General features: G+C 68.6%; 28 protein-coding genes. 16 read left to right on the top strand and 12 right to left on the bottom strand.

Annotated features, from left to right (window positions below):
• Positions 1-226: 226 nt before the first annotated feature.
• A complete protein-coding gene (locus tag EJC77_RS08085; RefSeq protein WP_125611483.1) occupies positions 227-1,951 on the bottom strand; it encodes a formate--tetrahydrofolate ligase in 1,725 nt (574 codons plus the stop codon).
• An 894-nt stretch (positions 1,952-2,845) separates the two neighbouring features.
• Between EJC77_RS08085 and EJC77_RS08080 the strand changes: the two genes are divergently transcribed.
• The 10 genes from EJC77_RS08080 to EJC77_RS20995 all read left to right on the top strand — a co-directional run bounded on the left by EJC77_RS08080 (position 2,846) and on the right by EJC77_RS20995 (position 9,819).
• Entirely contained in the window at positions 2,846-3,109 is a 264-nt protein-coding gene (locus tag EJC77_RS08080) for a ribbon-helix-helix domain-containing protein (RefSeq protein ID WP_125611481.1), read from the top strand.
• Complete coding sequence (locus EJC77_RS08075) at positions 3,106-3,345, top strand: toxin (RefSeq protein ID WP_125611414.1); 240 nt, start codon at positions 3,106-3,108, stop codon at positions 3,343-3,345. The genes EJC77_RS08080 and EJC77_RS08075 overlap by 4 nt, the downstream gene beginning before the upstream one ends.
• 230 nt (positions 3,346-3,575) lie before the next feature.
• On the top strand, positions 3,576-4,118 hold the full coding sequence (locus tag EJC77_RS08070) for an MmyB family transcriptional regulator (protein WP_240629954.1): 543 nt from the start codon (positions 3,576-3,578) through the stop codon (positions 4,116-4,118).
• A gap of 16 nt (positions 4,119-4,134) precedes the next feature.
• Positions 4,135-5,007: an aldo/keto reductase gene (locus EJC77_RS08065; protein ID WP_205787003.1), complete on the top strand. Its 873-nt coding sequence runs from the start codon at positions 4,135-4,137 to the stop codon at positions 5,005-5,007.
• A gap of 76 nt (positions 5,008-5,083) precedes the next feature.
• Positions 5,084-5,362, top strand: coding sequence for an NAD(P)H-binding protein (locus tag EJC77_RS21525; protein WP_205786989.1), 279 nt, complete (start codon positions 5,084-5,086; stop codon positions 5,360-5,362).
• A gap of 296 nt (positions 5,363-5,658) precedes the next feature.
• Complete coding sequence (locus tag EJC77_RS08055; protein ID WP_125611410.1) at positions 5,659-7,545, top strand: FAD-binding monooxygenase; 1,887 nt, start codon at positions 5,659-5,661, stop codon at positions 7,543-7,545.
• An 85-nt stretch (positions 7,546-7,630) separates the two neighbouring features.
• The gene (locus tag EJC77_RS08050; protein ID WP_125611408.1) at positions 7,631-7,906 is read left to right on the top strand and encodes a type II toxin-antitoxin system TacA family antitoxin; all 276 of its coding nucleotides are present in this window, start codon (positions 7,631-7,633) and stop codon (positions 7,904-7,906) included.
• Complete coding sequence (locus EJC77_RS08045; protein WP_125611406.1) at positions 7,903-8,424, top strand: GNAT family N-acetyltransferase; 522 nt, start codon at positions 7,903-7,905, stop codon at positions 8,422-8,424. The genes EJC77_RS08050 and EJC77_RS08045 overlap by 4 nt, the downstream gene beginning before the upstream one ends.
• Positions 8,425-8,587: 163 nt before the next feature.
• Positions 8,588-9,598, top strand: a complete 1,011-nt coding sequence (ligD, locus tag EJC77_RS08040; RefSeq protein WP_205786987.1) for a non-homologous end-joining DNA ligase — start codon at positions 8,588-8,590, stop codon at positions 9,596-9,598.
• Positions 9,599-9,633: 35 nt separating this feature from the next.
• Positions 9,634-9,819, top strand: a complete 186-nt coding sequence (locus tag EJC77_RS20995) for a hypothetical protein (protein ID WP_125611404.1) — start codon at positions 9,634-9,636, stop codon at positions 9,817-9,819.
• Between the two features lie 55 nt (positions 9,820-9,874).
• Here the strand turns inward: EJC77_RS20995 and EJC77_RS08030 are convergent, their stop codons facing one another.
• Positions 9,875-10,240: a TraR/DksA family transcriptional regulator gene (locus tag EJC77_RS08030; RefSeq protein ID WP_240629951.1), complete on the bottom strand. Its 366-nt coding sequence runs from the start codon at positions 10,238-10,240 to the stop codon at positions 9,875-9,877.
• Between the two features lie 2 nt (positions 10,241-10,242).
• The gene (locus tag EJC77_RS08025) at positions 10,243-10,884 is read right to left on the bottom strand and encodes a TetR/AcrR family transcriptional regulator (protein ID WP_125611400.1); all 642 of its coding nucleotides are present in this window, start codon (positions 10,882-10,884) and stop codon (positions 10,243-10,245) included.
• A 108-nt stretch (positions 10,885-10,992) separates the two neighbouring features.
• On the opposite strand from EJC77_RS08025, the gene EJC77_RS08020 reads away from it, so the two are divergent.
• A complete protein-coding gene (locus EJC77_RS08020) occupies positions 10,993-11,778 on the top strand; it encodes an SDR family NAD(P)-dependent oxidoreductase (protein ID WP_125611398.1) in 786 nt (261 codons plus the stop codon).
• Between the two features lie 10 nt (positions 11,779-11,788).
• On the opposite strand, the gene EJC77_RS08015 is transcribed toward EJC77_RS08020, so the two are convergent.
• Positions 11,789-12,580 (bottom strand): SDR family oxidoreductase, encoded by a 792-nt coding sequence (locus EJC77_RS08015; RefSeq protein ID WP_125611396.1) that lies wholly within the window; start codon positions 12,578-12,580, stop codon positions 11,789-11,791.
• A 112-nt stretch (positions 12,581-12,692) separates the two neighbouring features.
• On the opposite strand from EJC77_RS08015, the gene EJC77_RS08010 reads away from it, so the two are divergent.
• The gene (locus tag EJC77_RS08010) at positions 12,693-13,307 is read left to right on the top strand and encodes a TetR/AcrR family transcriptional regulator (protein WP_125611394.1); all 615 of its coding nucleotides are present in this window, start codon (positions 12,693-12,695) and stop codon (positions 13,305-13,307) included.
• Between the two features lie 18 nt (positions 13,308-13,325).
• Here the strand turns inward: EJC77_RS08010 and EJC77_RS08005 are convergent, their stop codons facing one another.
• The 4 genes from EJC77_RS08005 to EJC77_RS07990 form a co-directional block, all read right to left on the bottom strand.
• Entirely contained in the window at positions 13,326-13,850 is a 525-nt protein-coding gene (locus tag EJC77_RS08005) for an RES domain-containing protein (protein WP_125611392.1), read from the bottom strand.
• Positions 13,847-14,455: a hypothetical protein gene (locus tag EJC77_RS08000; protein ID WP_125611390.1), complete on the bottom strand. Its 609-nt coding sequence runs from the start codon at positions 14,453-14,455 to the stop codon at positions 13,847-13,849. The genes EJC77_RS08005 and EJC77_RS08000 overlap by 4 nt, the downstream gene beginning before the upstream one ends.
• Before the next feature lie 143 nt (positions 14,456-14,598).
• Positions 14,599-15,270, bottom strand: a complete 672-nt coding sequence (locus EJC77_RS07995; RefSeq protein ID WP_125611388.1) for an alpha-ketoglutarate-dependent dioxygenase AlkB family protein — start codon at positions 15,268-15,270, stop codon at positions 14,599-14,601.
• A 191-nt stretch (positions 15,271-15,461) separates the two neighbouring features.
• The gene (locus tag EJC77_RS07990) at positions 15,462-15,962 is read right to left on the bottom strand and encodes a methylated-DNA--[protein]-cysteine S-methyltransferase (RefSeq protein ID WP_240629948.1); all 501 of its coding nucleotides are present in this window, start codon (positions 15,960-15,962) and stop codon (positions 15,462-15,464) included.
• Between the two features lie 271 nt (positions 15,963-16,233).
• Here EJC77_RS07990 and EJC77_RS07985 point away from each other — a divergent pair, with 271 nt between their 5' ends.
• Together EJC77_RS07985 and EJC77_RS07980 are read left to right on the top strand one after the other, a co-directional pair.
• The gene (locus tag EJC77_RS07985) at positions 16,234-17,232 is read left to right on the top strand and encodes an FUSC family protein (protein ID WP_240629966.1); all 999 of its coding nucleotides are present in this window, start codon (positions 16,234-16,236) and stop codon (positions 17,230-17,232) included.
• Between the two features lie 363 nt (positions 17,233-17,595).
• On the top strand, positions 17,596-18,453 hold the full coding sequence (locus tag EJC77_RS07980) for an NUDIX domain-containing protein (RefSeq protein WP_125611477.1): 858 nt from the start codon (positions 17,596-17,598) through the stop codon (positions 18,451-18,453).
• A 6-nt stretch (positions 18,454-18,459) separates the two neighbouring features.
• Here the strand turns inward: EJC77_RS07980 and crcB are convergent, their stop codons facing one another.
• From crcB to EJC77_RS07960, 4 genes are read right to left on the bottom strand one after another with little or no spacing between them, the layout of a single operon-like run.
• On the bottom strand, positions 18,460-18,834 hold the full coding sequence (crcB, locus tag EJC77_RS07975) for a fluoride efflux transporter CrcB (RefSeq protein ID WP_125611382.1): 375 nt from the start codon (positions 18,832-18,834) through the stop codon (positions 18,460-18,462).
• Positions 18,831-19,259, bottom strand: a complete 429-nt coding sequence (locus tag EJC77_RS07970; RefSeq protein ID WP_125611380.1) for a fluoride efflux transporter FluC — start codon at positions 19,257-19,259, stop codon at positions 18,831-18,833. Before EJC77_RS07970 ends, crcB begins: the two co-directional genes overlap by 4 nt.
• Positions 19,256-19,774 (bottom strand): universal stress protein, encoded by a 519-nt coding sequence (locus EJC77_RS07965; protein ID WP_164520352.1) that lies wholly within the window; start codon positions 19,772-19,774, stop codon positions 19,256-19,258. The genes EJC77_RS07970 and EJC77_RS07965 overlap by 4 nt, the downstream gene beginning before the upstream one ends.
• Before the next feature lies 1 nt (position 19,775).
• Positions 19,776-20,384, bottom strand: a complete 609-nt coding sequence (locus EJC77_RS07960) for a hypothetical protein (RefSeq protein ID WP_125611376.1) — start codon at positions 20,382-20,384, stop codon at positions 19,776-19,778.
• Between the two features lie 111 nt (positions 20,385-20,495).
• On the opposite strand from EJC77_RS07960, the gene gcvH reads away from it, so the two are divergent.
• Both gcvH and EJC77_RS07950 read left to right on the top strand, forming a co-directional pair.
• Positions 20,496-20,882 carry a glycine cleavage system protein GcvH gene (gene gcvH, locus EJC77_RS07955; protein WP_125611374.1) on the top strand — a complete coding sequence of 129 codons (387 nt, stop codon included), beginning with the start codon at positions 20,496-20,498 and terminating at the stop codon, positions 20,880-20,882.
• Positions 20,883-20,988: 106 nt separating this feature from the next.
• A complete protein-coding gene (locus EJC77_RS07950; protein WP_125611475.1) occupies positions 20,989-21,459 on the top strand; it encodes an FHA domain-containing protein in 471 nt (156 codons plus the stop codon).
• Positions 21,460-21,488: the final 29 nt, after the last annotated feature.

Below are 21,488 nucleotides of genomic sequence, written 5' to 3'. Positions count from 1 at the left end.
GAGTTGTGTGCGGACTGGGTTGCACTGGAGGAGCAGCTCACCCTTCGCGCCGCGGACCGAGTCGTAGCGGAGGCTGAGGAAGCGGAAACAGCAGGTTCAAATCCTGTCCGCCCGACCATGTGACGTCTCAGGACGACGTGGACACCCGCACTCGCCGTGAGCAGCCCAGATCCCCGCGGACTACGCTGCCCACCGGCGCGCAGGGCAGGCTGACCGACGTGAGGTGTCAGAACAGTCCGACGGTCAGCCCGTTCTCGTCGATGTCGATATGCGCTGCGGCCGGGTCGGAGCCGAGACCGGGCATCGTCTGCATCTGGCCGCAGATGGCGTAGATGAACCCTGCGCCCACGGAGGCCCGCACCTCCCGGATCGGCAACCGCCATCCGGTGGGGGCTCCGAGCAGCGTCGGGTCCGAGGACAGCGACAGGTGCGTCTTGGCCATGCACAGCGGCAGGTCTCCCCAGCCACACTGTTCGTAGTGCTCCAGCGACCAGGCGGCAGCCGGCGTGTAATCCACCCCGTCGGCGCCATAGACGCGGGTGGCGATCGCCTCGATCTTCTCGCGCAGCTTGGCCTCGGCAGGGTAGAGGTAGGTGAAATCGCCCGGCTCGTCGGCGGCTTCGGCCACGGCGTCGGCCAGCTCGGCGGCCCCGGCACCGCCGTCCTCGAAGTGCGTTGAGCGGGCGCACCTGACGCCGACCTGCGCCGCGATCTCGCGGATTGCGGCATGCTCGGAGGGATAGTCGCTGGAGAACGCGTTGATCGCCACCACGGGCGTGACGCCGTGCAACCGAATGTTGGCGATTTGACGGCGCAGATTGTCCGCTCCCGCATAGACGTCGTCGGGATTTTCCGCCAGCATTTCCTCCGGCAGGGGACGTCCGGCCACGACCTTGTGTCGACCCGAGTGCAACTTCAGCGCCCGTACGGTCGCGACGACCACGGCGGCGTCAGGCACCAGGCCGGAGACGCGGCACTTAATGTTGAAGAACCGCTCTGCGCCCATGTCGGCGCCGAATCCGGCTTCCGTGACCAAGTAGTCTCCGGCACGAATGCCAATCAGATCGGCGACGATCGAGGAGTTGCCGGTGGCGATATTCCCGAACGGGCCACAGTGCACCAGTGCCGGGGTGTTCTCAATGGTTTGCAGCAGGTTCGGCTTGAGCGCGTCGCGCAGCAGGACCGTCATCGTCCCAGCTGCCCGCAGCTGCTCGGCGGTTACGGGCTCTTGGGCGCCGGAGGTGTAGCCAACCACCACGCGCCCCAGGCGCTCGCGTAAGTCGCGTAGCGAGGTGGCCAGTGCCAGTGTGGCCATCAATTCCGATGCGGCGGTGATATCGAAACCGGTCTGCCTGGTCACGCCGTTCGTCCGCGGGCCAAGCCCCACCACGATGTCCCGCAGCGAGCGGTCGTCGACGTCCAGCACTCGGCGCCACGTGATCGAGGCCGGGTCGATTCCCAGGGGGTTGCCTCGGTATAGGTGGTTGTCCAGCATGGCGGCAAGCTGGTTGTGGGCGGCGGTGACGGCGTGTATGTCCCCCGTCAGGTGCAGGTTCAACCGCTCCATCGGGATCACCTGGCTGTGTCCGCCACCGGCGGCACCCCCCTTGATCCCGAGCGTCGGCCCCATCGAGGCTTGGCGGATCGCGATGGTGGCTTGCCTTCCGGTGTGATTCAGCCCCTGGCCAAGGCCAACCGTCGTGGTGGTCTTGCCTGCCCCCAGGGGTGTGGGCGTGATTCCGGAGACCACGACGTACTTCGCCAGCGGCCGGTCGGCGAGCTCCTGGATCGCTGCCAGGTCGATCTTTGCCACCCCTGTACCGTAAGGCTCGAGTAGATGCGCGCCGATGCCCATCTTTGCCGCGATGTCCGCGATGGGTTTCAGCGTGGCCGCACGTCCGATGTCCAGACTGGACCGCGGGTCCCGTCCCGATGTCGGAGTTGATGTCATTGTCCTCGCCTCCGGTCGGCGTTTCACTTGTCCGATGTTTCCGGGGACCGCTGGCCGCCGGTCGACACCTGCCGCCACCACCGGCAGCCGGCGATGTCATTGAACGTGTAGACCTAAACCACTGTAGCGCGTAGGCCGGGTCGGGGAAGGCCGGTGCAAGGTCGGCGAGCAACGCGGTGGGGTGCCACGAAGTAGGCGTGGCAAGATGCCGCAGACCGCCCCGATGGTGTAGCAGTACTCGCCTGGACTCGCCGACACCGATCTTGGCACCAACTTGCAGTAGGTTGCTTGCTCACGGTAGCCTGTCCAGTCCCCGACGACCAAGAGCACCGCATGCTCCTTGCGCGTCTTGAGGGTGTCACTGTTTCGAGCTATGACAGAGACGCGAAGGCGGGGAGTAAACTTCGGGTCAATCTGCGTCGGAAGGAGAAGTAGCGGGTTCCGTCTGGCAGTGAGAGCCCGGAAGCGCCGGGACCAAACCGGGACCAGAACTATGCATCCCATGGGTTGCACGCCTGGCAAACGGCCCCAGAGGCACGCAGAAGTCCCCGAGAATCGGCCAAATGGGCCGATGCGGGTATCTGGGGCCAAGGGGTCGCAGGTTCAAATCCTGTCACTCCGACCAGATTTGGCAGGAGGCAGTGTCCGTTATGGGCACTGCCTCTTGTACATCCTCCGAGTGCGGCCGGGCCGTATTGTCGCATCGACCCATTCGAGCAGGCGGGGCGAATTGAACCGGTCGACGCCGCCGCTCACGAGCTTCTCGCGGGTGCTGGAGGTGCGCGTAGGCGCGGGTCGTACGGAGCGGTCAGACGAGGGGGTGTTGCCACTCAGAGAAGAACATCCGATCTCGACACTCCCTCGATTTCGTATTACATTAATGACATGAATGACATGGCTTCGGACGAAACGATCAACGGCGTGCCGGTCACGGAGGAGCAGATCGCTGCCTGGGCTGCCGAGGCTGAGGCTGGGTACGACGTCGGGGCGTTGAAGAAGCGGGGTCGTGGCCGGCCTGGGCGCGGCGCGGAGCCGTCGCAGGTCGTGGCGCTGCGCCTCACGCTGGAGGAGCTCGCAGCTATCGATGCGCGAGCGGCGCGTGAGGGGAAGACACGCTCCGAGGTCATCCGTGAAGCACTGGCGGCCTCGGCCGCGTGAAGGTTCACGACTCGGCGCTCAAACACGGGATTCTTCCCGACGGTGCGGTCCAGGCTGCGAGCTGGGCGCTCTGGATTGAGGACCTCGACGAGCAGGGCCCCGCCAGGCAGCTGCGGCTCGGTTTCGATACGCAAGGACGTCTCCTGGAGACCGTCGTTCTTGTCTTTGACAGCGGGAATGAACTTGTTATCCACGCTATGAAGGCGCGACCTCAGATGCTCGAACTGCTTCCGTAGGGACTCGGAACGAGCAAATCGCCCGCTTCTCTGTCAACGCCTGGAAATCGAGACGATCCGAGTTTTCGGAAGAACCAGCTGTGATCAGGGTTTTCCAGGGGTTCGCTGATTCAAATCTTGTCAGCCAGAGCGCGGCGACCTCGCCGGGGTGTCACCGGAGATCCTCGACAGCCTGGCCCGCACCCTCCGGTTCGACGACGCCGAGGCCGAGCACCTGCACGACCTCGCCCGTGCGGCCGGACCGCAGCCGGTCCGCCGTCGGAAGCGTCCGGCCGGGCCTACAGCGCTTCCTCGACGCGCTCACCGGCGCACCGGTCTGGGTGCGCGACCGCCGGATGAACTTCGTGGCGGCCAACACGCTCGGGCGTGCGCTCTACGCCCCGGTCCTCGACGACCCTGCGAACCGGTCGAACACCGCCCGCTTCATGTTCCTCAATCCGGCGGCCCGCAACTTCTTCCCCGACCGGGAACAGGGCGCCGACGACATCGTCGCCACGCTGCGCGGCTACGCCGGGCAGAACCCGCGGGACAAGGGCCTGACCGATCTGATCGGCGAACTCGTCACGCGAAGGGACGCCTTCCGGTTGCGCTGGGTGGCCCACAACGTTCGCTTCCACCGCACCGGCGTCAAGCACATCCATCACCCAGACGTCGGGGACCTCGAGCTCGTGCCCGATGTCCTCGCCGGAACAATCGATCCGGCACGTCGGTTGCTGACCGCGCCCCGAGGGGTGTACTGCCAGTCACTCCCACAATCCAAACGGCACACCTAAAGTCGGGAGTATGACCATGAACGTGACCTTGAACAACGGTGTGGAGATGCCGGCCCTGGGCTTCGGTGTCTTCCAGACCCCGCCCGACGTGACCGCGAACTCGGTCGAAGAAGCACTCCGCGCCGGCTACCGCCTCATCGACACCGCCGCGTCGTACTTCAACGAACGCGAGGTCGGCGACGGCATCCGGCACTCCGGCCTGGACCGCTCCGAGGTGTTCATCGAGACCAAGGTGTGGATCAGCGACTATGGCTACGACGAGACGTTGCACGCCTTCAAGAAGAGCGCGGGCAAGCTCGGCGTCGACCAGATCGACCTGCTGCTTTTGCACCAGCCCGTCCCGACCCAGTTCGACAAGACCGTCGAGGCTTACCGCGCCTTGGAGACCCTCCTTTCGGAGGGACGCGTCCGCGCGATCGGGGTCAGCAACTTCATGCCGGAGGTGCTCGCGGCGCTCCTGGACCGGTCGAGCGTCATCCCGGCCGTGAACCAGGTGGAGCTGCACCCGTACTTCACCCAGCCGGACGTGCAGCGGGCGAACGCCGCGCACCAGATCCTGACCCAGGCGTGGTCGCCGCTGGGCGGCATCACCAGCTACCGCGGAGGTGGGCGCAGCACCTTCGACGACCCGGTCATCGCCCAGATCGCCGCCGAGCACGGCAAGACGCCAGCCCAGGTCATGCTGCGCTGGCACCTGCAGGAGGGGCGTTCGGCGATCCCGAAGTCGGTGAACCCCGCACGCATCGCCGCCAATTTCGACGTGTTCGGCTTCGAGCTCACCCAGGACCAGCTCGTGGCGCTCGACGGACTGGACACGGGCGTGCGCGGCGGGCCGGAACCGGAGACCGTGACTCCAGAGGCCTTCGGCCGGGACATCCCCGAGGCGTGACCCGCCGATCGACGGGGCCCAGAAGGCAACCGTATTCCGCAGGAACCGTCAGGAGAGATGATTCGTGCCTACAACCATGTCCAGCGTGCTGGTCGTCGGGGCAACCGGGAGCGTCGGCAGACTGGCCGTTGCTGGGGCGCTCCGTGCGGGGTTTGAGACTAGAGCGTTGGTGCGCAAAGATGCCCAGGTGACTTCGTTTCCCGCCGGGACCCTCACCGTCATCGGAGACCTCACGAGAGCCTTACACCCTCGGCGGCGGTCGAGGGCGTCACGGGCATCGTATTCACACACGGATCTCACGGCGGTGAGCATGATGCGGAGCTGGTTGATTACGGCGCGGTGCGCAACGTCCTGAGCGTCCCAGGCGCCCTGGCTCTGTACCTGCGGTTTCGACCAGCGGGTCTCGACGGGCTCGACCGCCGGGTCTCGACGACGGGGTCTCGACGGGCTCGACCGCCGGGTCTCGACGGGCTCGACCGCCGGGTCTCGACGGGCTCGACCACCACCGTCGTAGTCCTTTGCAACACCCTGCTTGCACGTGACTGCGCGCACACCTATGCTAGTTGTGCACTATTAGAACTGCATGTTCAAATAGTGAACAAGCAGTGACGGTGGTGAACGAGCCGCCCACAACGTAGTGAGGAGACCCCTGTGCAGTTCCACCATCACGGATACGTATCCGGTGACCCGCGCATCCAACCGGCCGCGGGGACGGGCATCGACCGCCCCGAGGAGCTTCCCGACGAGGTGGACGTGCTCATCGTCGGCTCGGGCCCGGCGGGCATGCTCACGGCGGCCCAGCTCTCCCAGTTCCCGGGCATCACCACTCGCCTCGTGGAACGCCGCGACGGACGCCTGGAGATCGGCCAGGCCGACGGCATCCAGGCTCGCAGTGTCGAGACCTTCCAGGCCTTCGGCTTCGCCGAGGCGATCACCTCCGAGGCCTACTGGATCACCGAGATGGCGTTCTGGCGCCCGGACACCGAGAACCCCACGCACATTGTCCGTGGGGGCCGCGCCAAGGACGACGAGACCGGCATCAGCGAGTTCAAGCACCTGATCGTCAACCAGGCCCGCGTGCTCGACTACTTTGCCGAGGTCGCCAAGAACTCCGCCGCGCGCTTGACCCCAGATTACGGCTGGGACTTCCAGGGCCTCGACGTTACTGAGGAGGGCGACTACCCGGTAAGGGTCACGCTCGTGCGCAGCGCCGGCCCGGACGAGGGCACCGAGAAGACGGTGCACGCCAAGTACGTCGTCGGCTGCGACGGCGCCCGCAGCAAGGTCCGCGCCTCGATCGGCTGCACCATGGCCGGCGACCAGGCCAACCACGCCTGGGGCGTCATGGACGTGCTGGCCAAGACGGACTTCCCCGACATCCGCACCAAGTGCGCAATCCAGTCGCACGACGGCGGCTCCATCCTGCTGATCCCGCGCGAAGGCGGCCATCTCTTCCGCATGTACGTCGATCTGGGCGAAGTGGCGGAGGACGACAAGGGGGCCGTGCGCAACACCACCATCGAGCAGATCATCGCCAAGGCCAACGAAATCCTCCACCCCTACACGCTCGACGTCCGCAACGTCGCCTGGCACAGCGTGTACGAGGTCGGCCACCGCCTCACCGACCGGTTCGACGACGTCCTCCCGGAGCAGCTGGGCAACCGCACCCCGCGCGTGTTCATTACCGGCGACGCCTGCCACACGCACAGCGCCAAGGCCGGCCAGGGCATGAACGTGTCCATGCAGGACGGGTTCAACATCGGCTGGAAGCTCGCCCACGTGCTCGAGGGCCGCAGCCCTGAGGCACTGCTCTCCACCTACTCGGCCGAACGCCAGGTCGTGGCGAAGAACCTCATCGACTTCGACAAGGAATGGTCCACGATGATGGCGAAGAAGCCCGAGGAGTTCGACAGCCCGTCGGACCTGGAGGACTTCTACGTGCGCACCGCCGAGTTCCCTGCAGGCTTCATGACCGAGTACGCCCCCTCGCTAATCACCGGCGAGGCCACGCACCAGGGGCTGGCCACGGGCTTCCCGCTGGGCAAGCGCTTCAAGTCGGCGATCGCGTGCCGCGTCTGCGACACCAACCCGCTGCACCTGGGCCACCAGGCCGCGGCCGACGGCCGGTGGCGCATCTACGTCTTCGCCGACCCGTCCCCGGCCGGTGCCGCCTCGCCCGTCGCCGACTTCGCGCAGTGGCTCTCCGCCGCGCCGGAATCGCCACTGGCCGCCATGCCGGGCGGGCTCGACGCCGATGCCTGGTTTGATGTGAAGGTCATCTACCAGCAGCCGCACGAGGACATCGACATCAACGCCGTCCCCGAGGCCTTCAAGCCTGAAGTCGGTCCGTTCAGGCTGACCAACCTGGAGAAGGTCTACGGGACCGTTCCGGGCGAGGACATCTTCGACGTGCGCGGACTGTCCCGCGACGGCGTGGTCGTCGTGGTCCGCCCGGACCAGTACGTGGCGAACGTCCTGCCGCTCACGGCCACCGGCGAGCTGGCGGACTTCTTCCGGCAGATCCTGCTCGAGCGGTAGGGCGGCGCCGCCGCCTTGCGTCGCACGCGGCGGACCGTAATGATGATTGATGGCGCTGTACGCCGGTCGGGCGTACATTTGATGTATGGGTGCGGTGACGAAAGATGAACGCCTGGCTGTGCGTGTCACGGCCCGCCAGAAGCAGACGATTGAGCGGGCTGCCGCTGTGCTCGGCCGCAACGTCACGGAGTTTTCCGTGCAGGTCTTGACTGAGCGGGCCGAAGAAATCCTGTCCGAGCGGCGCGTGTTTGGAGCGTCACAACAGGCTTGGAACGACTTCATGAGCCACCTCGAAGTACCAGCCCGCCCGGTGGCGGAACTGGTCGCGTTGATGCAACGTCCGTCCGTCTTCGAAAAGTGAGCCGCTACGCCCGACCCGTTCCACTGACGGCGGACCATGATCGGGCTGGTTTCCACAGCGGCAATGCCGCGCTGGATTCGTGGCTGCGCGACCGTGCTCACAAGAATGAAGCCTCGGGTGCGTCGCGGACCTTCGTCACGTGTCCGCTCGGGGAACCGATCGTGGCTGGCTACTACGCGCTCGTCGCATCGGCGGTTGAGCTTGACGTGGCACCCGGCGCCGTGCGCCGCAACATGCCGGACCCCATCCCCGTGATCTTGCTGGGACGGCTGGCGGTCGATCAGGAACACCAAAGGACCGGTCTGGGCGCATCACTGCTGCAGGACGCCATCCTGCGCGTGACTGGAGTGGCCGAATCGGTGGGCGTGGGAGCCCTCCTGGTCCATGCGATCGATGAGAACGCCGCAGAGTTCTACCGGCACTTCGGTTTCATTCCATCGCCCTTCGATGACCGGACGATGTTCCTGACCATGAAAACCGTCCGAGCCAGTATGCAGCGGGCAACGTCACCCGACTGACCTGGGTGACGGCGCAGACCAGCGGGTATGCGAACGGCCGCCCCCCAGTACCCACGACGGCGGGACGGACCTCCTGCGCGGACCAACAGTTCGCTTCGTGGTTGTCAGGGACCTGACTGTGGCTACCGGAGACGTGGCGACGGGATCCGGCTACGTTGGTGCCATGGCAACAGAAGCGGTGATGCTCCCGGTCGGCGACCGCGAGATCCGGATCTCCAGTCCCCATCGCGTCCTCTGGCCGGAGCCCGGCATCACGAAACTCGACCTGGCCAGGTATCTGGTGGACGTCGGCGACGCCTTCCTGGCCGCGAACGGCGGCCGGCCCATCACCTTGCAACGGTTCCCCGACGGCGTCGACGGTGACCAGTTCTTCTCCAAGAACCCGCCCAAGGGCGCGCCGGACTTCGTTCGGTCGGTGCCCGTGGTCTATCCCAGCGGCCGGAAGCACCCGCAGCTGGTCCTCGACGAGCCGGCGGCAGCCGTTTGGGCCGTGCAGATGAACACCGTGGTTTTCCACCCGTGGCCGTCCCTCGCCGAGAACTCGGACAACCCCGACCAGCTACGTATCGACCTGGACCCGCAACCCGGCACGGACTTCGGCGACGCCGTCCCGGCCGCGCAGGAACTGCGGACGGTGCTAGCCGAGGCGGGCCTGACCTCCTTCGTGAAGACGTCCGGCAACCGCGGGCTGCACGTGTTTGCGCCCATCAAGCCGGACCACGAGTTCCTGGACGTCCGGCACGCCGTGATCGCGGCGGCCCGCGAGCTGGAGCGGCGGATGCCGGAGCGGGTCACCACGGCCTGGTGGAAGGAGGAACGCGGCGAGCGGGTGTTCGTCGACTTCAACCAGGCCAACCGGGACCGCACGATGGCCGGGGCCTACAGTCCGCGCCCGCTCGCCCACGCGCCGGTTTCCTGCCCGCTGGGCTGGGACGAACTGGAGCACGTCAAGCCGGCGGACTTCACCGTCCTGACCGTCCCGGAGCGGCTGCGCACGGTCGGGGACCCGTGGGCCGGCATGGCCGCCGACCCGGGCGGCATCGAGGAACTGCTGGGCTGGTGGGAGCGGGACGTCGCGAACGGGCTAGGGGAGTTGCCCTTCCCGCCGGACTACCCGAAGATGCCCGGTGAACCGCCCCGGGTCCAGCCCAGCCGGGCCCACAAGGAGCCGTAGCCGGCCCAATAGCCGCCTCTCCATAGTCCATAGTCTTGTACAAACCGATGACCGAATTGTGCAATAAGGGAATGGCGACAATGAGTGTCAGCTCTGCGAGGGAGAACCTGCCGGCCGCGGTAGAGGAAATTGAAGACGTTGCCGCCTTTGATGCGGCCATGGCCGAAGAAGGCGAAAACATCCCGTGGGAACAGGTCAAGGCTGACTTGGGCTGGGGATGACGGGCTTGCATCATCCCGTTCCGTCAACATCCTTATACGTCAGCGACACCATCCGTCAGTGGCGGACACGCCGGGCGGCACACTCGATGCACAGCCTGGCTTCCGGCCGGGCCTCCAGCCGTGCCAAGGCGATCGGCCCGCCGCAGTGCTCGCACACGTCGTAGGTCCCGGCCGCCAGCCGGTTCAAGGCCTCCTGGAGGTCTGCCAGGCTGCGCCGCGCGCCCTCCCGCAATTCGACCTCCAGGGCCCGGTCCTGCGACAGTGTCGAGCCTTCCGGATCGTGCTCGTCGTCCTCCGCCGTGCCGTCCCGCGCCGCGGTGAGCTCCCCGATGCGCCGTGCGGCGGCCTCGAGCTGCGCGCGCGTTACCGTGATCCGGGCGTCAATGACTCGGCGGAAGCGGTCCGTGGCGGCCGGGTCCACGCCTACCCGGCCAGCGTGATCGAACCGGACAGCTGCCGGAAACAGTGCACCGCGAGGTCGGCGGGCGTCCCCGGACCGGTTGCCGCGGGGTCGGGCAGTGGGGCATCCGACTCCGCCCATGCTTCGAGGGCAACCCGGATGGCGTCGGTTGCCGCGGCGGCCGCCAGCCGGACGGCGAGCGGACTGGCGGCGGGGGACGCCAGGCCCCGGATGACACGCAGCAGTTGTGCCTCCGACTCGCGATTGACCCGATACCAGACCACCATCAGCGCCTGGTCCCGCACACCGGCACGTAGGAGACCGCGAGTCCAACCGAACCCCTCGACGTCGTCGGCGGTCCCCGGGGTGAGCGCGCTGATGATCGCCTTCTCGATGGTCGCGATGGGGTCGGCGGCCGGCCCGGCAGAGGCCAGCGCAGCCCGCCAGCGGTCCGCGCCGACACTGAGCAGGGGAGCGACGGCGTCCTCCTTGCTGCGGAAATAACGGTAGAACGTCCGCAGCGCGATTCCGGCGGCGGCGGCGATGTCATCGGCCGTCGTCCTGTCAGGTCCGTGCTCGGTGAAGAGCCGGGCTGCGGCGCGGGCGATGTCGAGCTGGGTCGCCGCCTTGCGGCGCGCGGTCAGGGAAGGGGCATTCGCATCCACATAGGAAGCCTACGCGAGACGGTCTTAAATGACACCGATCGACAATATGGCAGAGTGTGCCATATAGGCGTATTGTGTAGATGTTGAACCAACCGAAAGGTGGAGATCATGAATCGTTACGAGGGACGCCGCGCACTGGTCACCGGTGGCGGGTCGGGAATCGGCCAGGCGACCGTGCTGCGCATGCTTGCCGAGGGTGGCCGGGTGGTCGCCGCGGACGTGAGTGAGGCCGGACTCGCCGACACTGTCGACAAGGCGGGGGACGTCGGCAGCAGGCTGACGACCGTGCAGGTGAACGTCGCCGATGAGGCGTCGGTACGCGACGGCGTGGCCACCGCGGTGGCCACGCTGGGCGGCTTGGACGTCCTGGTGAACGCCGCCGGCATCCTGCGCTCGTCGCACACCCACGAAACGAGCGTCGACGCGTTCGAGCAGGTGCTCCGCGTGAATCTGGTCGGCGCGTTCCTCATGATCCGGGAGTCCATCCCGGCCCTGCTGGGAGGCACCGGATCCGCCGTCGTCAATTTCAGTTCGACGTCGGCCGTGTTCGCCCACCCATACATGGCGGCCTACGCGGCCAGCAAGGGCGGTGTGCAGTCGATGACGCACGCACTCGCGGCCGAATACGCGAAGCAGGGCATCAGGTTCACTGCCGTCCAGCCCGGGTCGATCTCCTCCGGCATGACCGACGGCAGCGGTGCGAGCAAGCAGAGCAGCGGCCCCGGCCTGCCGGACGACGCCGACATGGGCCTGTTCATGAAGCTCGCCCCGGCCCTGGGCCAGGGCTTCGCCGACCCTGAATCCGTCGCCGGAGTGGTGGCCATGCTCGCCAGCGCGGACGGGGCATTCATCACCGGCACCGAGGTGCGCATCGACGGCGGGACGCACTTCTGAGTGACGTCGCCTAGGGTGCGGCCGTCTGTTCGGCCAGCAGCTCCTCCCACGTCTGCTTGCCGACCGCGCGCTCAGGGACGAGGTTCGCCCCGGCCCGGATCGCCGCCGCCGCGGCGCCCGGGAACCGCACCGGCAGGAACAGGCGGCGCCGGCCGGTGGCGGCCAGGTAACCGCGGATGAGGTCGGCCATCAGGTAGGCGCGCGGACCGCCCAGGTCCGGGACCGCACCCGCCGGCTCACCCAGCGCGAGCTCCACCAGCGCGGCGGCCACCTCGTCGACGGCCACAGGCTGGAACCGGGTCCCCGTCGGCGCCGGGATCACGGGTGACTTCGCCATCTGCCGCACGACGGCCAGCATCGACTCCTGGAACTGCGTGGCGCGAAGCGTCGAGTAGGGGATGCCCGATTCGGCGACCACCTGCTCGGCGGCGCGCTTGGCCGCGAAGTAGCCGAACACGGCGCGATCCACGCCGCTGACCACGGGAACGCGCTCGGCGCCGACCACCGAGATGAAGACCAGATGCTGCACGCCCGCGTCCTGGGCCGCCCGCACCAGGGTCCGGGTCATGGCCGCGTCGCCCTTGGCGTTCCCGGCGCAGTGCACCACCGTCCGGATCCCGGCCACCGCGGCCTCGACGCCGGCACCCGTGGCGAGGTCGCCGATCACCCGCGCGCCGCCGTCGTCCGTCCCGTGCGCGTGCCGGCTCAGCACGCGCACCGACTCACTGGCGGCGCGCAGGCGCCCGACAACCAGCGTGCCAAGCCGGCCCGTGCCGCCGGTCACCAAAATGCTCGATGCCATCACATCTCCTTCATGGCGGGCGGTCCGGCGCGCCTCGTGGGCGAGCGCCCGGCCGCGTGGTTAGTGTTCACTAATCCTAGGTTAGTATTTACTAACAGACAAGGAGGAGGCCATGAAATCCACGCGTGAAGCCATCCTGGATGGTGCGCTCAGCGTGATGCGTTCCAGGGGACTGGCCCGCACCACCACCAAGGAGATCGCCCGGGCGGCGGGATGCTCCGAGCCCCTGCTGTACAGGCATTTCAACGACAAGATCGACCTTTTCCTCGCCGTGCTGGCCGAACGGCTGCCGAAGGTCGGCGTGGTCGTTGACGGTGCCGAGAGCCTTGCCGGCTCAGGGGCGGTGGCCGGCAATCTTCATCTGATCGTGGTCGAGGTGACGGGCTTCTACCGGACGGTGCTGCCGATCGGCATGTCGATCTTCTCCGACACCGACCTGCTCTCCCGGCACCGGGATGCCGTCCGCGCCCACGGCACCGGCCCCGAGATCATCAGCGATGGAGTGAAAGGCTACCTGGCCGCCGAGCAGGTTCGAGGACGCATTGACGCGACCGCACCCATCGAGGGGGCCGCGATGGCGCTGACCGGCGCCTGCATGCACCAGGCGTTCCTGTGGTGCTTCCATGGCGGCACCGCCGACGACGGGCCGCCGCCGACGCGCGTCGATGCGTTTGCCGGCGGGGTCGTGGCCGCCGTCCTGCCCTCACTGCGGGCGACGGCGGACTGACGCGCAAATTCGTTCGCTTTATGGCCGGCGCACGAGCGGCAACAGCTCCGCCGGCGGGCGCCCGCGATCAACCACCATCCACCCGATGGCGTGCGGTCTGGCGCCAAACAAGACGATCACCTGTCCGTCGGCGTCCTCGCCGGGCCGCATGCCGAGTTCAACGCGCCACCCCCCGGCCGCGCCGTCTCGAAGAGCCGCTGAGCGGGTGCGGAGGGCCACTGCGCCTTCGCCGCGTAGGCGTGCCGCCTCCTCCTGGCAGGCCGCATACGATTCGGTCCCGCCCCGGATCGCCTCGTCCGGCAATGCCGGGGACGCGAAGTCCTCGTCGTCAATCCTGATCGCCCAGATCGCCCGGCTGACGCCCGCGAGGTCGACTTCGTCCACGATCTCTTCATGGCGCAGGAATTCGGCCCACGCGCCGCTCGGCGTGTCCGCCATGTATTGAACGGGTCCCTCGCCATGACGGTGCCATCGCGCAGCGGGCTGATCCGCGTCTTCCCAGAGGAATGGAAAACGACTGTCGTTGTGGCGGAAGGCAATCATGCCGCGAGTGGAGCCAGCAGGGCGGCAGCGAGGGCCCTGACCTGTCGGGTGGCCTCGTCATCCGGCTTCCAATCCCCGGTCAGGAGTTCGGCGGGTGATCGGTGTGAAAGCACGGATCGCTGTCTGCCGAACCAACGGCGAATCCCGAAGTCGTTGTAGCTTCCGGCCAGGTCCGCCACGATCAGTGTCACGACGTGAAGTCTGGCTGCGATATGGTCGGGGGTCAAACGGTCGCGGGACCGGTAACGGTGCATCGACGTGATGGATGCTCCAACCAGCTTCGCCAGCATGTCTTCCCCCAGCACGTCGGCCATGGCTCCCCACTCGCAGTCGGGGAGCGGCGAGTCCTCGATGGCCTCCAAGACGTCGGTGAGGACTGCGGCAAGCCGCACCGGCGTGACCTGATCCCCCAAGGCGGCCGCGTGACGGGCGACGCCAACTCCGGCGAAGGCGTTCAGGGCCGCTTGGATTCCCGCCAGGCCGACCCCGGGCGTGGGTGACTTGGAGACGAGTTGCATGACTTCGGCCAGGGACACGAGTCGGACGGTCAGGTAAGCCGCCCTTGCCTCCGTGCGGTCGATAAGGGCTGGGCCAGGCTGGATCATTCGGAATTCCTTCGGAATTGCTTCGGGTCTATTACGATACCCGTTTTCTCTCCGAAATCCCCCATGGTCCTGTTGTCCCTGACGTCGCCGATCGCGGTGCCGTCAGGCCAGCAGCCACGCCGTAGGTCAAACGTTCAGCGGCACTACCCGCCGAGCCCGGTGACCCGCATGGTGATGTTGATCCGCCCGGTGGACAGGCCGCAGCCCTCTGGGGCCGTGCCCGGGTAAACCTTCTGGACGCCGTGGAACGCCAGTCGGCTGGGGCCGCCGAACACGAACAGGTCCCCGGAGGCCAGGTCGATGTCCTGGTACGGCTTGTTCCTGCTGGAAGTGTTGCCGAACCTGAACCGGCACGTGTCGCCGATCGACAACGACACCACCGGGGCACGCGAGCGCTCGTCCCGGTCCTGGTGCATGCCCATGCGGGCCGCATCGTCGTAGTAGTTCACCAGCGCCGTGTCCGGCGTGTAATCGTCGCCGGCGTGTGCGTCCCCGGTGGCCGCCACCAGGGCCGTACGGCCGAGCCGGACCATCCAGGCCGGGAAGTCCAGCACCCGGTTGCCGTTCACGTCGACCGCCTCCCGGGTGTATTCGTAGGGCCGCCAATGCCAGCCCAGGCACACCGTCTGCACGCTCATCTGGTGCCCGCCCATCGACGCCGCCCGGATCGGCACCGGCCCGTTCACCCATTCGTGGAACCGCGCGGCGATCCACCGCTGCTGCTCCAGCGTGAGCCAGTCGGGAACCCACGTGGCCCCGGGGGCCAGCTCACGCCGCGGCCGGGCGAAGAGCTCCTCGGGAAAGAGGGTGTTCATGGCGGTTCCTCCGGTGGTTCGGGGCGTGGGTGCATTGGCCGGGGCGTGCGGGCGCCGGTCATCCATTCTCCCGCGAACACGTCCCTGCCCGATACGTCACGGGCAGGCGGACGGCACGGGGCCGGTAACCTGCGGCAACAGCGTGGCCATGCTGTCCTCGACACGCGTCTGCCACGGATCGGCCGCCGCGCTCATGCCGCCTCCAACGCCAGCAGCGCTGCCTTGGCGTCGAGACCGCCAAGGTAGCCGCCCAGCGAGCCGTCGGTGCGCAAAACGCGATGGCAAGGCACGACGACGGGCAGCGGGTTGGTCGCGCAGGCCGAGCCTACCGCGCGCATGGCACGGGGATGGCCGACGCCCGCGGCAACGTCCGTGTACGTCCTCGTACGCCCGTACGGGATCAGCGTCAGGTGCTGTTGGACGGCCTGCCTGAAGCCGGTGGACAACGCGAAGTCCAGCGGCAGCTCGAACGCCGCCCGGGTGCCGGCGAAGTACTCGGCAACCTGCCGGGCGGCAGCATCCAACCGGTCCGGCGTGTGCACGGCCGGCGCGCCCAGCCGGGTGGCGAGCGTGTCCAGGACGGTGTCGAAGTCCTCGCATTCAAAGGCGACCCGCACCAGGCCCTTCGCCGTCGCGGCCAGCAGCAGCGGTCCGATCGGCGTGTCCAGCGTCGTGTAGTCGAGGGGATTCATCGGGATGCTCCTTTCGTGGGCAACACCCCGTAGACGTTGCGTCGTCCGGAAACGTGAGGTCATTCCCGGCCGCCGGGGCTCGTTTCGACCACCGGGGGGTCTCGACGGGCTCGACCACCGGTGATTGAGCCTGCCGAAATCCCTGGTTTCGACGAGCTCGACCACCGGGGGTTTCGACAGGCTCGACCACCGAGAGGTCCGACAGACTCGACCACCCAAAGCGACTACGGAATCCGAACCTAGGGTGGGTAGACTCGCGCACGTGGAGGGGATGCTGCCGAAGCTGCGCCGGACGTGGACGCGCCCGCCGGTGCGCATGGCCGTGCTCCTCGTCGCGTTGCTGGCCCCCGTCGTCGCGTGCCTGCTTTCCCCGTTGTCGCAGGGCGTCGGGTGGCTGATCCTTGGCCTCCTGCCCGCCGTGACGGCCGGCCGGATGAGGCCGCGTGCCGGATTCCCGGTCGCCCTGATCACCGCAGCTGCCGTCGTCGTCGGACTACTTGCCGGCAGCGGCCCCGCCAGCGCCGTCGTCGTGATGGGGCTCGCCGCGGCGGCGGTGGCCGCGTCCGCCCACTACGGCTGGAATCCGGTGGCCACCCTGGTGGCCATCGTCATGTCGATCGTCGTCATCTCGTCGCCGGAATACATCGGCGCGCAGGGCTCGGTGGCCGCCCACGGATCACTGGCCGTCGCACTCCTCGTGGCCGCGTTTTTCCTGGTCGGCGGACTGTGGGGCGCCGCGGTCACGGCGGCCACGATCAGGGCTCCGGGGACTGCGCGGTTCGACTGCGCGAGCACCGGAGAGGCGGTCGTCTACGGCACCGAACTGGTGGTCCTGGTGTGCCTGGGCACGTGGGTGGCGGTGTCATACATTCCCGGCACGCGGGCCTACTGGCTGGTACTCACGTTGTTCGTCGTCCTCATGCCCACACATGGCGAGTCGCGACGGCGCATCTGGGAGCGCGTCGGCGGGACCATGGCAGGCGGTGTGGCGGCGGCCGTACTCATCGAGGTGGTGCCGGTACCCCTGGTACTGCGGGTTTTCGGTGTCGTCTTCCTGATCCTCACCGTCGTCACCAGCCTGTCCAGGCCGTATTGGTTGTACGCGGCCAGCCTGACCGGGGCCCTGGTTCTGGCGTCGTTCTCGGATCGGGCCTCCGGCCTGGCGATCGCGGCCGAGCGCGTTGGCGCGACCGTCGCCGCCGGCCTCGCCGCCGTGCTCGTCATCGAGGTGGTCGACCGGCTCGCCGCGCGGGCGCGGAGGCCGGCATGACGAACGACGGCGGCGCTCGCCTCGGTGCCGCGCGTCGCCGCCATTGCATCCACGCCGGCATGTGGCCACTGAACCGCGAACTCCGAGTTTAATTCCCCAGGTGATGCAGGTTTTCGCGTCGAAATCTGCATCACCTGGGGAAACGGGCCATCCATGCGAGTGCCGGCCAGTGTGCATGGGGCGACCACCGGTGATTGAGCCTGTCGAAATCACGGGGTCTCGACGAGCTCGACCAGCGGGGTCTCGACGAGCTCGACCAGCGTTCACTCCCGCAGGCAGGCGGCCAGGATCGCGGTGACGGACGCCCGGTCCCGGGCCACAGCGTGCCATGCTGTAACGGTGACCGATACACCGAAGCAGACCATGCACCTTGCCCGGCGGCCGCACGGCAGCGGCGACGCCTGGGTCGAGGGCCCGGACGGGCGCCGCTATTGGGGCATGTTCGGCGCCGCCGGGCTGCTCGTGGCCCACCCGGTTGCCGGCATCCTGCTGCAGCACCGCGCCGAATGGAGCCATTTCGGCGGCACGTGGGGCCTGCCCGGCGGCGCCCGGCACGAGGGGGAGTCCGCCGCCGACGGCGCGCTGCGTGAGGCCAACGAGGAGGCCGGCGTCCCGGCCGCTGCCGTCGAGCCGCGCTTCGAGTCCGTGATGGACCTGGGCTGGTGGTCGTACACGACGGTCGTCGCCGCGGCGACGGAGGCGTTCACCCCCGTCATCGGGGACGCGGAGAGCCTGGAGTTGCGCTGGGTGCCGGCCGCCGCCGTCGACCATCTCCCGCTGCACCCCGGGTTCGCCGCGCGCTGGCCCTCGCTGCGCGCCGCCCTGGACATCCGGCCGCGGCTCATCGTCGACGCCGCGAACGTGGTCGGCGCACGCCCCGACGGCTGGTGGCGCGACCGTGTGGGCGCCACGAACCGCCTGCTGGAGAGGTTGCGGATCCTCGCCACCACCGGTGTGCCCGCCGCCCTGCTCGGATTGGCGCATGACCGGTGGCGGCCGGTGGTCGCGTTGGTCGTGGAGGGGCAGGCGAAGGCGGTGGCGGACGACGGCGTCGTCCGGGTGGTGCGTGCGCCGGCCGACGGCGACGGCGCCATCGTGGAACTGGTCCATGCCGGGGATGGGCCGGCCACCGTGGTCACGGCCGACCGGGACCTGGCCCGCCGTGTCGGCGGGCTGGGCGCGCGGGTGGTGCCGCCGTCGCGCCTGCTGGCGCTGCTGTAGGAGGGGCTAGGAACCGCCCACCCAGTAACCGAGGGCCGCGGCGGCCACGCAGCCGGCCAGCATGCCCAGCCCGCTGCCCAGGGCTGCCGCGTACCGGCGCTCGCGCACCAGCCGGACCGTCTCGTAGCTGGCCGTGCTGAACGTCGTGTAACCGCCCAGGAAACCGGTGCCCAGCACCAGGCTCCACTCGCTGGACACGAGCGAGCGGGTGACAAGTGCGGTCAGCAGCCCGAGCAGGAACGACCCGGTCACGTTGATGACGGTCGTGGCCCACGGGTAGGCGGTGACGAACCGGGCGCGGATGACGCCGTCGACCATGAACCGTGCGGCCGCGCCCACCCCGCCGGCCGCGGCCAGGGCCAGGAAGACCGGCAAACTCACCGGACGGCCGCCGCAGCCCCGGACCGTGCCCCGTGCGCGGCGCCGGCGGCGATGCCGGCCCAGGTGGCCAGCGCGCCGACCAGCACGGTGCCCGCCAGGTAGGCGACGGCCGGCCACGGCGCATCCCGGGCCAGCAGCACGCCCCCGACGGCCAGCGAACTGTACGTGGTGAAACCGCCGCAGAACCCGGTGCCGAGCAGCATGCGCAGCCGGCGATTCAGCGGCTCGGGCGCGCGGCCGCGGGTCAGCCACTCATACAGGTAGCCGAGGATGAACGCGCCGAGCACATTGGCCACGAGGATGGGCACGGGCACGCCGCCGGCCGCGGGGATGAGCAGCACGAGCAGTTCGCGCGCCGCCGCGCCCGCGGCGCCGCCCAGGGCCACGAGCCCGATCGACCGCCACCGCAGGTGGTGCGGCCTCACCCGCGATCCGCCGGGGGGAGATCGCCGCCGCCACTGCCGTGCCCGGCGTGCGCCGCGTGGCCGTGCGTCGGCACCACGTGCACCGGCAGCTGCTGTCGGCGCGCCAGCGCATTGGCCACCGAATGCCGGAAGAATTCGCGCATGTTCCCGCCGTGGGCGTCATTGTGCGTGCCGACCACGATCATCGACGCCGAAACGGCCGCGGCCAGGCCGGCCAGCGCATCCGCCACGGTGCCGCCGAGCAGCACGGGCCGCCAGGACACGCCCGTCGGAGCCAACAGGGACTGCAGCGCCGCGGCCACCTCCGGCGGGAATTCCTCCTCGGAGTCGTCGAAGTCGGGGTCCAGCGACGCGGTGGTGACGTTGCCGTCGTCGTCCTCGGTCACCACGTACCGGGCCACGTTGACGAAGGCGCACACCAGCTCCGCGCCCAACGCTCCAGCCAACCGTGCCGCCTCCGCGGCAACGGCAGGCGACTGGCCGCGGCACACGCCGACGATGATCGGGGCGGCCATCTCAGGCCACCGCGTCCGGGGGAGGGGGCGATTTCCGCGCGGCCTTCTCGGCATCCCTGACGGCCTTGGCCGCGGCCTTCGCGGCCAGCCGGGCCGTCCGCTTCTGCGCGTGGTTGCGCCGCCAGATGCGCGTGAACACGATCGCCGCCACGGCCAGGACCACGCCGACCAGCATGAAGGCGACGCTCCACCCGCCGAACCAGTTCGCCTGCGTGGCCCACACGAGCCGGGCGCTGGCCGCCGTGTTGCCGCGCCCGTTCAGCACGGCCAGGGTGAGCAGGTTCGGGATGGTCAACGCGACCGCCACGGCCAGGATCGTCACCCGCAGCCACCGCTTCATGCGCCTGTGGTGCGCCTGCCAGCCGACCAGCACCGGCACGAAGCTGAACACGAACCCGTAGAACATGCCCAGCGGGATGCCCAGGCCCAGGTTGCCGCCCACCTGCCCGGCGATGGAGTTGGCCCAGACCAGCGGCAGCGTCGCCGAGCCGATGACCCACAGGACGACGACGGCGGCGGCGATCGCCACCCCGACGATCGTGCGCTGCAGCCAGGCCGGCCGGGGCTTCCGTGGCACCGGCGTGCCCGGCACGGCGGGATTTTCGCTCATGCAAGAATCATGGCATGCATGCGGGCCGGGACGTAGCCTCGCGGCCCGTCCGTGTTCTAATTAATGAGCAATCACTCGTCACACGCGACACACCTTGAAAGGCCGGTAGCGATGAGCAATATCCCAGCAGAATTTTCCTACACCGCCGAGCACGAGTGGGTGGGTGCGCCCGACGCCGACGGTGTGGTCCGCGTGGGTATCACCGACTTCGCCCAGGACGCCCTCGGGGACGTCGTCTACGTGCAGATGCCCGACGCCGGCACGGATGTCACGGCCGACACCGTCGTCGGCGAGGTGGAGTCCACCAAGAGCGTCAGCGACATCTATGCCCCGCTGACCGGCCAGGTCATCGCCCGTAACGAGGCGCTCGACGCCGATCCGGCCCTGATCAACTCGGATCCGTACGGGGCGGGCTGGCTTGTGGAGATCAAGCTGGCCGACGCCGCCTCGGTCGCCTCGCTGCTCAGCGCCGCGGACTACCAGGAAAAGGTAGGCTAGGGAAACAGGCCCCGCGGTCACGATTTCGACGGGGCCCCCAACGACTAGTACACGATGGGCCGCGGCACGCGGTCCCGCTATGCAAGGAGGAGCGCCAATGGTTGACATGGGAAACGACGCCGGGAAGAACGGTGCGCCCGAGTCCCAGGATCAGCCGAGCGCTTCGGACACCACGTCGATCCAGCTGCCGTCGCCGAGCGTCGAGCCCCGGCTGGCCCCGCCGCTGGGGCCGGAGGAGCGCTCGGCCGTCGATTCGCTGCCGGCCGGCTCCGCGCTGCTCATCGCACACACCGGGCCGAACGCCGGGGCCCGGTTCCTGCTCGACGGCGACGTCACGACGGCCGGCCGCCACCCGGATGCGGACATCTTCCTCGACGACGTCACCGTCTCGCGCCGCCACGCCCGGTTCAACCGGGTCGAGGGCGGTTTCGAGGTGGTCGACGCCGGCAGCCTCAACGGCACCTACGTCAACGGCGACCGGGTGGACGCCGTGCGCCTGCGGACCGGCAACGAGGTGCAGATCGGCAAGTTCCGGCTGACCTACTACTTCAGCGCCGCCGCGACACCGGGTGCCTGAGGGGCGCCGTGGCCAGCCTGAACCACGAT

The sequence above is a fragment of the Specibacter cremeus genome, from assembly GCF_003946885.1.
Lineage (GTDB): Bacteria > Actinomycetota > Actinomycetes > Actinomycetales > Micrococcaceae > Specibacter > Specibacter cremeus.
This window is presented reverse-complemented; position numbering and strand designations above follow the sequence as displayed.

What these genes read in the sequence shown, in the direction of transcription:
- EJC77_RS08085 (WP_125611483.1), bottom strand. Translation starts at nt 1,951, where the DNA reads ATGACATCAACTCCGACATCGGGACGGGACCCGCGGTCCAGTCTGGAC.
- EJC77_RS08080 (WP_125611481.1), top strand. Translation starts at nt 2,846, where the DNA reads ATGGCTTCGGACGAAACGATCAACGGCGTGCCGGTCACGGAGGAGCAG.
- EJC77_RS08065 (WP_205787003.1), top strand. Translation starts at nt 4,135, where the DNA reads ATGAACGTGACCTTGAACAACGGTGTGGAGATGCCGGCCCTGGGCTTC.
- EJC77_RS21525 (WP_205786989.1), top strand. Translation starts at nt 5,084, where the DNA reads ATGTCCAGCGTGCTGGTCGTCGGGGCAACCGGGAGCGTCGGCAGACTG.
- EJC77_RS08050 (WP_125611408.1), top strand. Translation starts at nt 7,631, where the DNA reads ATGGGTGCGGTGACGAAAGATGAACGCCTGGCTGTGCGTGTCACGGCC.
- ligD (WP_205786987.1), top strand. Translation starts at nt 8,588, where the DNA reads ATGGCAACAGAAGCGGTGATGCTCCCGGTCGGCGACCGCGAGATCCGG.
- EJC77_RS08020 (WP_125611398.1), top strand. Translation starts at nt 10,993, where the DNA reads ATGAATCGTTACGAGGGACGCCGCGCACTGGTCACCGGTGGCGGGTCG.
- EJC77_RS08015 (WP_125611396.1), bottom strand. Translation starts at nt 12,580, where the DNA reads ATGGCATCGAGCATTTTGGTGACCGGCGGCACGGGCCGGCTTGGCACG.
- EJC77_RS08010 (WP_125611394.1), top strand. Translation starts at nt 12,693, where the DNA reads ATGAAATCCACGCGTGAAGCCATCCTGGATGGTGCGCTCAGCGTGATG.
- EJC77_RS08005 (WP_125611392.1), bottom strand. Translation starts at nt 13,850, where the DNA reads ATGATTGCCTTCCGCCACAACGACAGTCGTTTTCCATTCCTCTGGGAA.
- EJC77_RS08000 (WP_125611390.1), bottom strand. Translation starts at nt 14,455, where the DNA reads ATGATCCAGCCTGGCCCAGCCCTTATCGACCGCACGGAGGCAAGGGCG.
- EJC77_RS07995 (WP_125611388.1), bottom strand. Translation starts at nt 15,270, where the DNA reads ATGAACACCCTCTTTCCCGAGGAGCTCTTCGCCCGGCCGCGGCGTGAG.
- EJC77_RS07990 (WP_240629948.1), bottom strand. Translation starts at nt 15,962, where the DNA reads ATGAATCCCCTCGACTACACGACGCTGGACACGCCGATCGGACCGCTG.
- EJC77_RS07985 (WP_240629966.1), top strand. Translation starts at nt 16,234, where the DNA reads ATGCTGCCGAAGCTGCGCCGGACGTGGACGCGCCCGCCGGTGCGCATG.
- EJC77_RS07980 (WP_125611477.1), top strand. Translation starts at nt 17,596, where the DNA reads ATGCACCTTGCCCGGCGGCCGCACGGCAGCGGCGACGCCTGGGTCGAG.
- EJC77_RS07965 (WP_164520352.1), bottom strand. Translation starts at nt 19,774, where the DNA reads ATGGCCGCCCCGATCATCGTCGGCGTGTGCCGCGGCCAGTCGCCTGCC.
- EJC77_RS07960 (WP_125611376.1), bottom strand. Translation starts at nt 20,384, where the DNA reads ATGAGCGAAAATCCCGCCGTGCCGGGCACGCCGGTGCCACGGAAGCCC.
- gcvH (WP_125611374.1), top strand. Translation starts at nt 20,496, where the DNA reads ATGAGCAATATCCCAGCAGAATTTTCCTACACCGCCGAGCACGAGTGG.
- EJC77_RS07950 (WP_125611475.1), top strand. Translation starts at nt 20,989, where the DNA reads ATGGGAAACGACGCCGGGAAGAACGGTGCGCCCGAGTCCCAGGATCAG.